The 13,605-nt window shown below is 47.0% G+C and carries 11 protein-coding genes; all 11 read left to right on the top strand.

The genetic code is table 11. The features are described 5' to 3' along the window. The first annotated feature begins 16 nt into the window (after window positions 1-16). Window positions 17-1,393, top strand: coding sequence for a hypothetical protein (locus K0504_RS05980; RefSeq protein ID WP_220103269.1), 1,377 nt, complete (start codon window positions 17-19; stop codon window positions 1,391-1,393). Beyond that, complete coding sequence (locus K0504_RS05975) at window positions 1,365-2,669, top strand: cellulase family glycosylhydrolase (RefSeq protein WP_220103268.1); 1,305 nt, start codon at window positions 1,365-1,367, stop codon at window positions 2,667-2,669. The genes K0504_RS05980 and K0504_RS05975 overlap by 29 nt, the downstream gene beginning before the upstream one ends. Window positions 2,670-2,724: 55 nt before the next feature. After that, on the top strand, window positions 2,725-3,882 hold the full coding sequence (locus tag K0504_RS05970; RefSeq protein ID WP_220103267.1) for a glycosyltransferase family 4 protein: 1,158 nt from the start codon (window positions 2,725-2,727) through the stop codon (window positions 3,880-3,882). A gap of 13 nt (window positions 3,883-3,895) precedes the next feature. Then, on the top strand, window positions 3,896-4,585 hold the full coding sequence (locus K0504_RS05965; protein WP_220103266.1) for a hypothetical protein: 690 nt from the start codon (window positions 3,896-3,898) through the stop codon (window positions 4,583-4,585). 5 nt (window positions 4,586-4,590) lie between these two features. Beyond that, a complete protein-coding gene (locus K0504_RS05960) occupies window positions 4,591-5,736 on the top strand; it encodes a glycosyltransferase family 4 protein (protein ID WP_220103265.1) in 1,146 nt (381 codons plus the stop codon). 35 nt (window positions 5,737-5,771) lie between these two features. Further along, window positions 5,772-7,127, top strand: a complete 1,356-nt coding sequence (locus K0504_RS05955; protein WP_220103264.1) for a lipopolysaccharide biosynthesis protein — start codon at window positions 5,772-5,774, stop codon at window positions 7,125-7,127. A gap of 40 nt (window positions 7,128-7,167) precedes the next feature. Next, window positions 7,168-8,388: a glycosyltransferase family 4 protein gene (locus tag K0504_RS05950; RefSeq protein WP_220103263.1), complete on the top strand. Its 1,221-nt coding sequence runs from the start codon at window positions 7,168-7,170 to the stop codon at window positions 8,386-8,388. A gap of 52 nt (window positions 8,389-8,440) precedes the next feature. Next, window positions 8,441-9,394, top strand: a complete 954-nt coding sequence (locus K0504_RS05945) for a glycosyltransferase family protein (protein WP_220103262.1) — start codon at window positions 8,441-8,443, stop codon at window positions 9,392-9,394. 139 nt (window positions 9,395-9,533) lie between these two features. Further along, entirely contained in the window at window positions 9,534-10,754 is a 1,221-nt protein-coding gene (locus K0504_RS05940) for a polysaccharide pyruvyl transferase family protein (protein WP_220103261.1), read from the top strand. A 50-nt stretch (window positions 10,755-10,804) separates the two neighbouring features. Next, complete coding sequence (locus K0504_RS05935; RefSeq protein WP_220103260.1) at window positions 10,805-12,019, top strand: outer membrane beta-barrel protein; 1,215 nt, start codon at window positions 10,805-10,807, stop codon at window positions 12,017-12,019. 175 nt (window positions 12,020-12,194) lie between these two features. Then, entirely contained in the window at window positions 12,195-13,604 is a 1,410-nt protein-coding gene (locus K0504_RS05930) for a mannose-1-phosphate guanylyltransferase/mannose-6-phosphate isomerase (RefSeq protein ID WP_220103259.1), read from the top strand. The last annotated feature ends 1 nt before the right edge of the window (window position 13,605 follow it).

Below are 13,605 nucleotides of genomic sequence, written 5' to 3'. Positions count from 1 at the left end.
GGATGGTGATTAACCGATGATCATAACCGGCTTCTTCCCACTATTTGCGCTGCTATTAATGTGGTCGTTAAGTTCGCCAAAGAATTGGCTGAAGGCAACGATTGTGTGCGCAACGTTTCAAGCAGCAAGCCCGTTTTTGCTGGTTGCTGCTGGCCGGTTTATTGGTATGACACCCGCTTACCTAATGCTAGCGGTGGGTTTTTTCCATGTATTTAACCTGGTGGTTAAAGATGTTCGAGCAAGTGGCGGAGAACGACTCGTTGCCATGCGATTCCCTAAAGAAATTTGGGCCTTACTGCTGTTTTCAATGTACGCCGTGCTTTGTGCGGTACTTGCGCCAAAGGTCTTTGCTGGCGATGTAAAAATCATGTCGCCGCGGGAGGGAATTTCGGTGTCTGCGGGCTTGCTGCCGCTTCGCTTTGGCATGGGCAATGTTTTCCAATCTGTTTATATCGTTTTTAACTTCTTACTTTGCTTTTTTGCGTTCTTCATCTTGTCGAAGCAAAAGGCCAGCGTAAAAGACGTCATCAAGGGCTGTGAGCTTGCCGTTTGGCTAATTGTGTTGGTCGGCGCCTATCAGATGGTGGCGTTTAGTGTTGGCTTGTATTGGCCAAGCGAAATCATCAATTCCAACGCTGGCGGCGCACAGTCATTTGATCAATTTGCCAATGGCGTTAAGCGGGTTTCGGCCACCTTTGTCGAGCCGTCGGTTATGGCGATGCATAGCATTGGTTTGCTTGGCTTGATGATCGTTGCCAAACGGCATCGGCTATTGATTGGTGGGCTGGCGTTGATGCTGTTATTGACGTCGTCAACAACGGCGATTGTCGGTTGCGTGCTGTTGTTCGCAACGTATCTCTTCCTATCGTTCAAGAAAATTGATTTGGAACTGTTTCGGCGCATCACCGTGGTGATTGTTGGCGGCACCCTCATGGCGGTTCTGTTGTTGGCGTTCGATACGTTGTTTTTTGATGGTCAATACCTCGAAAAAGTGTTTCTCAACAAATTGTCATCTAATTCGGGCGTTGCCCGCAGCCAGGCAGATTTCCACGCCGTTGGGTTGTTGTTTGAAACCTATGGCATTGGGGTTGGCGTTGGAAGTAACCGTGCGTCCAGCTGGCTGGCTAACACCTTGGCCTCAAACGGCTTATTCGGAATTATTTTCCTCGTTATAACATTCGCTTGCGTCATTCGTATTTTAGGAAAATCAGCCAGTGACAATGACAAAGCCATTAGCGTCACTGTGCTGGGCATGTTGATTGGCGCCATGATTAGCGTGCCCGATTTAGCAATGCCTTTTATGTGGTTGTTACTCGGCGTGTGTATAGCGATTTCCCAAACCTTATCAAATCAAGGAGCAAACGATGCGATTGCACTTTCGCCGGCCACTTAAGGCCCTCCAGTGTCTTTTCGATAGTGCCCGCAAGCTAATGATGGGCGCATTGGTGTCGCTAATGGCAACGAGCAATGGAATCGCCGACGACTTCTTGTTTGGTTTTAATCGCGTGTTTGTTTTGAATACCTTTGCTGCTGAAAAAGGGGCTCAGCTTTCAATTCAGGCCGGCGCAAATTCGTTTAGAAGCGAAGTGTGGTGGACCGATGTCGAACTAAAGGATGTTGGCTATAAGCCCAACTGGCGTGGCGCTAACATGATGGCAGAAACAAAAGTAGCAGCCAGTAAGGGCCTTAAGCCCGTGATTATTTTGGCGTATGGCAATTCCCTGTACGGCGGCGGCCAACCGCAAACAGATGAGGCAATCAATGGCTTTGCTGAGTATTGCCGCTATATGGCCAACGAATTTGCCAGCTATAAACCGGTATTCGAGATTTGGAATGAATGGAATGGTGGTTTGGGGAATGCGGATCGAGCGAAAGGAACCGCAACCTCGTATGTGAAGATGGCGAAGCCGTGTGCAGCGGCCGTTAAGGCGGTAAACCCTGAAACCATTGTCTTAGGTGGTAGCACATCTGGTTACGATAGCCCTTGGACCGATGAAGCGATCGACCAAGGTTTACTGGCGTTTGTCGATGGATTTGCGGTTCACCCTTATACCTTTTATCGGATCCACAACCCCGACCTAAGAACGGCTGAGCATTCGTATGATTATCTATTACGACTAAATGAAAAGCTAAAACCAACAGGCACATCAATTTACGTTACCGAGATGGGCTGGCCCACTAGTGAAGATCATCATGGCTTTTCTTATGAAGATTCGGGACTACATTCGCTCAAATACTTTCTGTTATTGAAAACGTTAGACAGTATCAAAGGGCTTCACTTCTTCGAGCTTGTCGATAAATCAACAGCCAATAAACAAGACCGAGAACAGCAGTTTGGATTCTGGAACGATGAATACAAAGAAAAACCTGCGGCAAATTACCTCATTCTACTGCACCAGGAAGTTCCTCAAGTATTGTCCGGTACCGTTGATGGCTTATTAACAAAGTGCACTATTTTACGTCATGACTTACAAGGTGGGGGCAAACTCTTAACGCTTTGGGGCGAAGGAAGTGCAACTGTCGATATAAACCGTTCTGGTGATTCACCTGTTGATGATGTATTTGGTGGAGAGCAATTAAAGTCGGGTGTAAATAGTATCTCGCTAACCGATAAACCACGTTCTTATATTTTAGCGGAAGATGAATTTACCGCAGGGTGCAATCTATAAAGTGACATAGTTTTACTCTACCGTTAATAGGGATTCTTGATAGGAGATCGATACCATGAAGGTTGCTTTAATCCATGAATGGTTAGTTGTAAATGCAGGGAGTGAAAAAGTTGTTCAGGAAATATTAAAAGTTTTTCCTGCAGCTGATGTTTTTACTGTGGTTGATTTTTTACCAGAAAAAGATCGAGGCTGGCTGTCCAATATCAATGTCACCACCTCATTTATTCAGCGTTTTCCAAAAGCGCAGAAACACTACCGTAAATATTTGCCATTTTTCCCCGTCGCGGTAGAGCAATTTGATTTGTCTTCATATGACCTTGTTATATCGTCCAGCCATGCAGTAGCGAAAGGGGTGATCACAGGGCCAGACCAACTCCATGTCTGTTACTGCCACTCCCCGGCTCGCTATGCTTGGGATTTACAAAGTCAGTACTTAAGAGAAAGTGGTTTAGACAAAGGTTTTATGTCGATGGTGACTCGTTATATTTTGCATCGATTCCGTATTTGGGATATTCGATCATCATTTGGTGTCGATAAGTTTCTGGCAAATTCGAGCTTTATCCAAAAGCGAATTATGAAATGTTATCGGCGTGAAGCGAAAGTCATCTACCCGCCAGTAGACATTACCAACTTTTCGTTGTGCAAAGAAAAGTCGGAATATTTTTTAACTGCATCGCGAATGGTGCCTTATAAAAAAATTGACTTAATCGTTGAAGCCTTTAAAAAACGCCCCGAACAACAACTCAAAGTTATAGGAACAGGCCCTGATTTCGACAAAATTAGCGCACTGGCACAAGGTGCTGAAAATATTGAGTTGCTCGGCTATCAAGATGATGAGTCGCTGATCACGCATATGCAACAGGCGAAGGGGTTTGTGTTCGCCGCCGAAGAAGATTTCGGCATCTTACCGGTCGAAGCACAAGCCTGCGGCACCCCTGTAATTGCGCTGGCTAAAGGCGGCACATTAGAAACCGTAATGCATGGGAAGACTGGTATTCATTTTAAAAACCAATCGGTTGATGATCTGGTTTCGGCACTGGATCAATTTGATAGCTATCGCGGGTCATTCGACGCTGCATTTATTAGAAACCATGCTGAATCATTTTCGGCCGAACGCTTTCGCGATCAAATAAAACGTATGATCGATGAGAGTTACGTGGCTTATCACAAGCCAGTTATCGCTTCTGTCGTTAACAAAGTAACTGCTGCATAAAAGGAGCCATGCGATGATGAAAGCCACCGGAATTTGGTTGAAAACAGCATTTTCGAACAGTGAAATACTCTATTGGGTACTCAAGTTAAGCATCAATAATGTTTATCAACGCCGTAGTAGCCAAGACAAGGAAATTTGCATTGAGGGATTTCCACGAAGCGGCAACACGTTTCTTTATCATTATTTTTCATTTTTCAATCCAGGCACCAAAGTTAGCCATCATGTACATGCGCCAATACAAGTTAAGTTGGCTGTGCGCCATAAAATCCCATGCATCTTAGTTGTACGTGAACCAATACAGACAATTGCATCTTTATATGCTGTTGATGAAAAGATTTCTATCCGCCAAGCGCTAAGTTATTACAAAGATTTTTATTATGGAGTTCTACCTTATTTAGACGATGTTTATGTTGTTGATAATTCAGATTTGAATGATGTAACAACTCACGTGATTGACAAAGTAAATGCTGAGTTTGGTACCCAGTTTAATGTTGGTGAATCGTGCGACGATTCTCTTTCAAAAATTAAAGAGAATATTAGAAAGTCAAATGATGGAAATCCTCAAGCCATGCTTGTGGCACTTCCGAGTGAAGAGAAAGAGCGAATTAAGAACAAAATGGTCGAGCGAATAAAAGCTCATCCCGCATATGCTGAAGCAGAAGCCTTGTTTTCACAGGTTCGACAACATCGAATTGTCTGTTAGTTCGAATGGATCTTGACTACACCGGAAGTGGAAATATTTGTATGACTATGAGATTTGCAATTAATGGCCGGTTCCTTGGGCGTAAACTGACAGGCGTAGATCGTTTTGCGGATGAAACGATTAAAGCGTTAGATGAAATATTAGAACAAGATGAAGTATTAGCTAGATCGGTACGTATTCGATTGTTGGTGCCGGAGAATTGCGGAGAAACACCTTGCTATAAAAATATTGTTGTACAGAAGATGGGGAAATTGCCGGGATTATTGTGGGAGCAGTTCAGTTTGCCGTTTGCGCTATGCAAAGGCGAACGACTAATTAATTTATGCAACACTGCGCCAATATGGCGCAAGTCTCACATTTGGGTGCTCCATGATGCTGCTACCAAATCAATGCCAGAAGTTTATAGTTGGAAATTTAAACTTTGGTATCAAATTCTTATTCCCGTATTACTAAAAACAGCAAATCATGTTTTAACCGTATCTGAATTTTCTCGCAATGATATTGCTAAGCAATATGATGTAAATCCTAAAAATATTGGTGTGATTTCAGAAGGGGGAGAGCACATTCTGAATGTGGCCTCGGATCAAAATATCTTAAAAAAATATGACCTCGACAATACTCCATATTTGTTTGCCGTGAGCAGCATGGCGAAGCACAAAAACTTCAAGTTAGTTCTTCAAGCTATTGAAAATATGGTTGAAGTCCCATTCAAAGTGGCGATTGCTGGCGGCGCCAACATGACTGTTTTCGGCGGTCAACATGCAACACCGTCTGGTAATAAAGACGCGGTTCACTGGTTGGGCTATGTCTCAAATGAAGAGTTAAGGGCACTTTATGAAAGCGCCTACTGCTTCGTTTTTCCGTCAACTTATGAAGGATTCGGTATTCCGCCGTTGGAAGCGATGAACTGTGGTACGCCGGTGTTAGCGGCTAACGCAGCATCGATTCCGGAGGTTTGCGGTGACGCTGCCGATTACTTTAACCCGAACGATCCGAAGGAGCTGGCACAAAAGCTGAATAGTCTCTTTAGCGACCAACAAAAAGCTAAGTTAATGAGTCAATCAAGTTTGTCGAGAGCCAAACTGTTTTCATGGCATGGTGCTGCCCAGCAACTATTAATGCACATGACGTCGACTCCCGAGAGTGCTTGATTTATAGCAGCGAGCTTTTAGAAGAGGACGCAAGGATGGCCAGTCAAAAAAGTAATGTTAAATGGACGATCGTTGCTACGGTGCTCGCGGCTGTGGTGCAAATGGTTCAGCTCATGGTCGCAGCTCGGTATTTGTCGGCGTATGAATTTGGCGCATTGGCGATCGTCAATGTACTCAACTGGATCGTCATAGAAATACAAGGGATGGGATTGAGTAGCTATTGCATCCATATTGGCGAAGCAGAACGCAAAACCCATTCAACACTCTATTGGGTGAGTGTAACCCTCGGCATTGCTGGATTTGCTATTGCCGCGAGCAGCGCCATCCCATTGGCGGTGTTCTACGAAATCCCAGAGCTGAAATATCTGATTCCTTTTTCGGCACTTAACTTCTTATTACTCGGGCTGAGTGCGCAGTATCAAGCCAATGTGATCCGCACATTTCGTGCTAACCAACTGGCTAAGTTAGAGGTGGCTGCACGATTAATGTCAACCGCCGCCGTTATCGTTGGCTTGGCCTATTGGCATTGGGGGATCCCGGCGATTATTGCAGGCTCATTAATCTTTGCTTTTTTGCAGTTAGTTGGCCTTGTCATCATTGCTGATAAGCACTGGCATCCAAACTTTAGTTTCGACACCAAAGTCGCCAAGAGTGCCATGTCTTATGGCGGTTATCACGCAGTGTCACAAGTACTTAACCAGCTGCGGTCACAAGTCGACCAACTGGTCGTCGGCAAGGCATTAGGGCCTGAAATGCTGGGCATTTATTCGCTTGCCAAAGAGTTGATTCGTTACCCAATGCGAGTGATTCGCCCAGTACTTGCTCGAGTGGTTTTGCCGGCAATGGCAAGGGATCAACACGATGCAGAAAAACTTAAAAAGACGGTGCTTGATAACACCCGAAAAACAGCAAAATACAGCGCGTTAGTGTTTATTGTGTTGGCGTTATTTGCCCCTTGGGCTGTCACCATTTTGTACGGTGAAGCGTATATGGCAGTGGCAAGCCTAGTGCCGCTTATGGCGTTATTTGGCACCTTACGGTCTTTTACGATCAACGCCGGTTTAGCGGCTCAGGCGGTCGGAAATACCCGCCACAATTTTAACTGGCAACTGATTTGCATTCCGTTAACGGTACCCGTGTTTTTCGCGTTGGCGTTTTCGAATGCCGATCTAATCCACTATGCAGCGGCGCTGTCCTTAGCCCAATTGTTTGTCACGTTTGTGTCGTACCCATTGTTTTTGAAGAAGTCGGTTCAAGTTGGATTCACACCATACATACGCTCATGGGCGGGGCCGGTTACAGCCTGCTTACTGCTGTGGGTTGTGGCGCCGTTAATCGAACTGCCCAGTATTGCCGGTGTTGGTCAGCAAGTTATTGACTGGATTAATTAGCAGGTGCGATAGACGCACTTAGCAAAGGAATTGCCACACGATGAAAATTGCCATTATCAATAGTTACTACTTTCCAGATGAGCCCGGCGGGGCAGAGCGCTCGGTTAGGATTTTAGCTGAAGGGCTTGTTGATGCAGGCCATGAAGTACTGGTTGTGACGCTTTCCGAAACGTTTTCTGCTACCTCGATCCGCAATGTGGAAGTGGTTCGTTTCCCGATTCGCAATAGCTATCTACCGCTGAACGCTCCCAACCCTTCGGTGATTTCTCGAATGCTTTGGCATACCAAGGATAGCTACAACCGCGATATGGCTAAAGTGGTGTCGAACCATATTGAACGCTGGCAAGCCGATGTGGTGCATACCAACAATTTATCTGGGATCTCCGTGGCGGTGTGGTCTGAACTTAAAAGAGTCGGTATGCCATTGGTGCACACAGCAAGAGACTTCTACTTGCTCTGCCCAAAAACAACCATGATGAAAAACAGTCAACAATGTGACGCCATCTGTGCCGACTGCAAATGCTTCAGCTTACCGAGAAAACATGCCGTGAAATTGGTCGATCGGTTCGTTGCGATCAGTGATTTTATGCGCGCCCACCATCTCCATAAAGGCTTCGTAAAAGCCAAGAAAACAACCGTCATTTACAACGCCTACTGCAATCTCAATGCTAAAACAGCTCACCAGTTAAATGGCCCCGTTACGGTTGGCTTTATTGGTCGTTTAGTGCCAACCAAGGGCATCGCCATGCTTATTAACGCTGCACATTTATTAAAGGCAAGAGGGTTGGAAATTTGTTTGAGCATTGCTGGAACGGGCGACAAAGCCTATGTCGACCAGCTGAAAGAGGCGGCGCTAGGTTTGAATGTGCGATTTTGGGGGCAAGTCGAGCCGGCGGATTTTTTTGCTGAAATAGATTGCCTGGCAGTGCCCTCGTTGTGGCATGAACCGATGGGGCGCGTGGCGATTGAATCTATTGCCCATGGCAAGCCGTTAGTGGTGTCACCAATGGGCGGCTTGCCTGAGCTCGTCCAACCGGAATTTAGTGAATTAGCAGCATCTACAGAGGTGGCTGATTTTGCTGACGCGTTGGCCAAGTTAATCAATCGAATGGGCCACGAGTATCAAACGATGCAAGAGGCAGCATATCAAGCGTCTGCCAACTATTCAGTCGAGATGATGGTTGCTAATTATCTTGTTGAGTATCAACGCGCCATTGATAGCGCGACGGTGCCCGTAGCAAGTGTCACGCAAGTTTCTTGAGGCAGGGGTGGAATGCCCCCGTACTGTAGCGACAACCATTGAAGGCGAAGGTATGAGTAAACCGAGCATTTATTTATTTCCGTTTGCGTCGGACAGAAACGATTACGTCCAACTGAACAAGCGGGCATGGTCGCAAATGGGGTATGACGTGCATCCCATCAGTGCGCTGCGGCCTGCAAGTCGTCAGCATTCGGTCGCTGTGCTCAACTGGTTTGAAGATCAGTGGACGACAAGCAAAAAATCACGATTCCTGTCCTGGTTTATCCATGTCGCCAAGTTGCTCCTAATTAGATTGGGTGCGCGGAAAGTGATTTGGGTGCGACACAATGTGGTGACGCATTCCAATCTTACCGGGCCCGTTTACCCATGGATGAACAAAACGATGATGCGGCTGATGAATTGGTGCAGTGATGAACGAGTATCGCATCGTACATTCCCCGAATTTAGCTATGTACCGCACCCGATTTACGATGCAGCACAGGCTTGTTCTTCGAAAGAGCGAGATATTGAATTTCTATATTTTGGCGTTGTATCGCACTACAAAGGCTTGATCGAGCTGCTATCTAGCTGGCCGGCACAACGTAAGTTGGTGATGCTGGGAAAATCCACCGAGCAACAGCTTACCGATGACATTCAAGATGTGATTCGCACGCGCCAATTAACGGTTGAGTGGCGTAACGAGTTTGTCCCTGATGCGGATTTGGCTGATGCGATTTCTCGTAGCCGATACGTCATTATTCCGCATCAAGATGGACGGATGATTGTCTCCGGCGCGTTTTATCACGCAATTGCACTGGGCGCGAACGTGCTTGTTAAGAAGAGCGCATTTTCAGATTGGCTGGTTGGCGAGCACGGCTTTGTAACGCAATACCAAGATGAGCAACTGGCGTCGGTTATGGCATCGCTAGATTACGTTGGCGCGGAAAAAGTCATGCACGAAGCCAACCAATGCTATGGCACCAATGCGCTGTCTGAAAGCTGGCAACGGGTGCTGAGTCCTGTGTAGCGGTGGACTACCTGCAAATAGCGCACACGGAATGGGCGTAAGTTTAAATTTGGCGTTAATTGGTACAACCGTTTTGATGCTGTTGGGCAATTATCGAATATTTCCACTAAGCGATTTAATGTACGGAGAGTGTGAGACGATGGATACGAGAACTCAAATCAGATCTTGGTTGGGATGGGCCATCTTTTTAGTCGGGTACTTCTTTTTAAAAGTGCTGTCATTTGGCAAAACGAAGGCCGAATATCAAATTCTAATTGCACCGCCCGGCGGCGGTAATATTGGCGATCAAGCCATGGTGGAATCGTTTTTGGAAAATACCACCAAACCTACGGTATTGGTGGTCACTCGCAAAGCTGATATTGAGCTGCCTGCGCACGTGCAAAGCTCATTTCGAATGGTTGAACTCAAAGGCCTAATATATGGCAATGTTGTTCACTACATTGTGTCATTTACTCGCTTTATTGGGTTGCTGAGCAAAGCTGAATCTGTGTCGGTGGTTGGTGCCGATATTATGGACGGTGCCTACAATCCAGTGGCATCTGCGGCGCGTGCCAATGCGGTGTTTTTTGCAAGCAAGTTTGGCTGCAAAGCCAAGGTGCTTGGTTTTAGCTGGAATGGCGCGCCTTCAGACATTGCCAAAAATGCGTTATTGCAAGCATCGAATCAAGGTGCCGAACTGTGTTTACGAGATCCGCTCTCTGCAAAGCGTGCGCGTGAGGATAATTTAGCCAATGTGGTTGAAGTTGCCGATCTTGTATTCGAGTCAACGGGCGCTGTTGAAACCGATGAATTGTTGGCGGTCAAAGACAAAGTTAGCGAACAAAATTTAGCAGGCTATGTGCTGGTGAATGCCAGTGGCTTGATCAGTAAAAAAGGCTTAGATGTTGCCGAGTGGCATGCGCTTGGCGAATTGTTAAAAAAACAAAATCTACTTGCCGTCATTATTCCCCACGTATCTCGCCCCGGTGGCGATGATATTCCGCCGTGTAAAGAGCTCTACAACTACTTCTTTCATTTAGGCGTTCAGGTTTATTTGATCGAGCGTTTGTTTGCCCCCAAAGAAGTGAGAGGGATCACCAAGGAAGCGAAATTAGTGGTAACAGGCCGTATGCATTTGGCGATTATGTCGCTTTGGAATGCGGTGCCTGCGATTACACTTGCGACGCAGGGTAAAGTCGATGGACTAAAGCAGATGTTTGATATTAAAGAATATTCCATTGCGCCGGAAGCTGGGTTTGGTTCGCAGGTTGCTTCAAAAGCCACCGAAGTACTGGCGGATCAAGTCGCGCTTGTCGACAAATTAACGCTCCGCTTAGCCGAAGTAAAAGCGCGAGCAAAGCTTAACTTTAGTGGGTTGTAGTCATCAGCCCTGAGCAAGCGCATTGTGTCATCAAGTCATGGAGCGAACGGATGCGAAAATTATTCCAGTCAAGGTGGATGCTTAGCAGCGGTGGCCTGTGTTATTTGACTTGCGCATCGGTCACTGCAGGCGAATTGTTTCAGCCTAATTCGGTGCCGATTGCAGATAGCAATGTCCGCGTAACGCCGGTACTAACAACGACGTTTGGTTATGATGACAATTTAGCCTTTTCACCTACAGATGAAATCACGAGCAGCTATTTGGCGGTTCGTGGTAGGGCGAATTTTTACGGTGGTAACGAGATTCGTCATTTGACCATGGATGTTGATTTTTCAAACGCTCAATTTCATGACTCAAGCGACGACAACTACTTGGATTACGGCAGTACGTTGCGAGGCCATTGGCAAGCGACCTCAAAGCATCGATTTAATGCACTCGCGGCTTATGATTATCGTCATGAAGCGCGGGGGCAGGGGATCTCTGAAGGGATCGGAATACTCATTGATGAGCCGGTCGAATACTCAACCAATCGCCTCAACATGGGCTATGAGTACGGTGTTGATGGGGCACAAATGAACCTCAGTGGGTCGGTCGGTTACTTTGATAAAACCTATGAGAATTTTCGCGATGTGACGAGCCAGCGCGACTATTCAACCTTGCTAGCTGGGCTTGGTATGTCGTGGCGTTTGACCGCCAGAATGTCGATTATTGTCGATGGTGACTTCGAGGACATTAATTACGACACGGTGGATACCGGCTCCGGAAGTCGTGACAACCAAGTATCACGCGTTTTGGCTGGTGTGCGATGGCAGGCTTCCGCGGAGACGGGCTTTTACGCTCAGTTCGGTCATCAACGTAAAGATTTTTCGAATCCTAACCGTATCGATTTCAGTGGCAATGCTTGGAAGTTGCGCGGCCGCTGGGCTTATCGGCCAAGCTCGAATTTAAGCCTCGAAGGTAGCAAAGAAGCGCGGGATCCAAATACCTTAGGTGACTACGTTGATGTTGAGTCGTTACAAGTAAATTGGAAGCATTCGTGGCTATACCAGTGGAGCACGAGCGTGTTAGTCCGCTATTCAAATAAAGAGTATGTTGGCGTGACGCGGGATGATGATGTTTGGAATCTTGGTTTGTCCACCACTTATGAATGGCGCCGCAATATATCGACATCGTTGGGCTACAGCTATGCTGAAGTCGATTCAACTAGTGATGCGGTGGAATATGAGAAGAACACTTGGCAATTATCGATTATTGTTGCCTTGTAAGGTAAAAAGTAGATTGCTAGACAAAGGGATAAGGCATTTCAAATAGATTCGTTATGAGTAGAAATGGCGCACTTTGCTGTTGCTATAGAGATTGAAGTTCCAAGAATTTGACGTGCGCTCAGATTGAGCTGAGTTGCTTTATGTTGCACATATCTTAGATAAGTAAGGATACGACATGATTTACCCCGTCATCATGGCCGGTGGCTCCGGCAGTCGGTTATGGCCACTTTCACGCAAGCTTTACCCGAAACAGTTCCTGCCGCTGCACGGCGACAGCACTATGTTGCAGGCAACCATCACCCGTCTTGCGGGGGTGAAAACGCATTCGCCTGTGGTCATATCCAATGAAGAACACCGTTTTATTGTGGCCGAGCAGCTTCATCAGCTTGGCGATTTGGGTACGATTATCTTAGAGCCCGATGGACGTAATACGGCACCGGCGGTGGCACTTGCTGCATTAACCTTGCAGCAAACCGTTGGTGATGAAGCCTTGATGTTGGTGCTCGCCGCAGACCATGTGATTCAAGATGCCGATGCCTTTCATCGCGTGATTGAGCAAGCGACACCGCTGGCCCAAGCCGGCGAGCTGGTAACCTTTGGTATTGTGCCCACGGGGCCTGAAACGGGCTACGGTTACATTCGAAGTGGTGCCGCCCAAGGTGATGCCTACAAAGTTGGCGAGTTTGTTGAAAAACCCGACTTAGCCACGGCTCAGTCGTATGTCGACAGTGGTGATTACTACTGGAACTCGGGCATGTTCATGTTCACTGCCGGCCAGTACTTAGCCGAGCTGGGTAAACACCAACCGGCTATCTTAGCCGCGTGTCAGGCGTCCATGGCCGATGTCAGCCACGATTTAGATTTTGTTCGGGTGAATCAAGAGGCCTTTTTGAGCTGCCCAGATGACTCCATTGATTACGCGGTAATGGAAAAGACTGACCGTGCTGTGGTTATTCCCCTCGATGCTGGCTGGAGCGATGTTGGCTCTTGGTCTGCGCTGTGGGAAGTGAATGACAAAGATGATGCCGGCAATGTCACCCGTGGTGATGTCATGGTGCATCAAAGCAACAACACCTATGTTAATGCCGAAGAAAAGCTGGTTGCCGTGGTGGGCCTCGACAACATCATTGTGGTGGAAACCAAAGATGCGGTGCTCGTGGCTGACAAAAACAAGGTGCAAGATGTGAAAAGCATCGTCAATGAGCTCAAAGCGCAAGAGCGCAGCGAATACCTGCACCATCGGTATGTGTACCGCCCATGGGGTTGTTATGATTCCATTGATAATGGCGAGCGTCATCAGGTTAAACGCATTACCGTCAAACCGGGCGCTAAATTGTCAGTGCAAATGCACCACCACCGCGCTGAGCATTGGATTGTGGTCAGTGGCACCGCCAGTGTGACCAATGGCGACGAAACCTTCTTAGTAACCGAAAACGAATCGACCTACATTCCCGTTGGTGTTGTGCATGCCCTTGAGAACCCTGGCAAGGTGCCGCTTGAGCTGATTGAAGTACAATCTGGCTCGTACTTGGGTGAAGATGACATTGTTCGATTTGAAGACCGTTATGGGCGTGTGGAAAAGTAAC

Origin of the sequence: Neiella holothuriorum (assembly GCF_019457915.1) — a bacterium.
GTDB lineage: Bacteria > Pseudomonadota > Gammaproteobacteria > Enterobacterales > Neiellaceae > Neiella > Neiella holothuriorum.
This window is presented reverse-complemented; position numbering and strand designations above follow the sequence as displayed.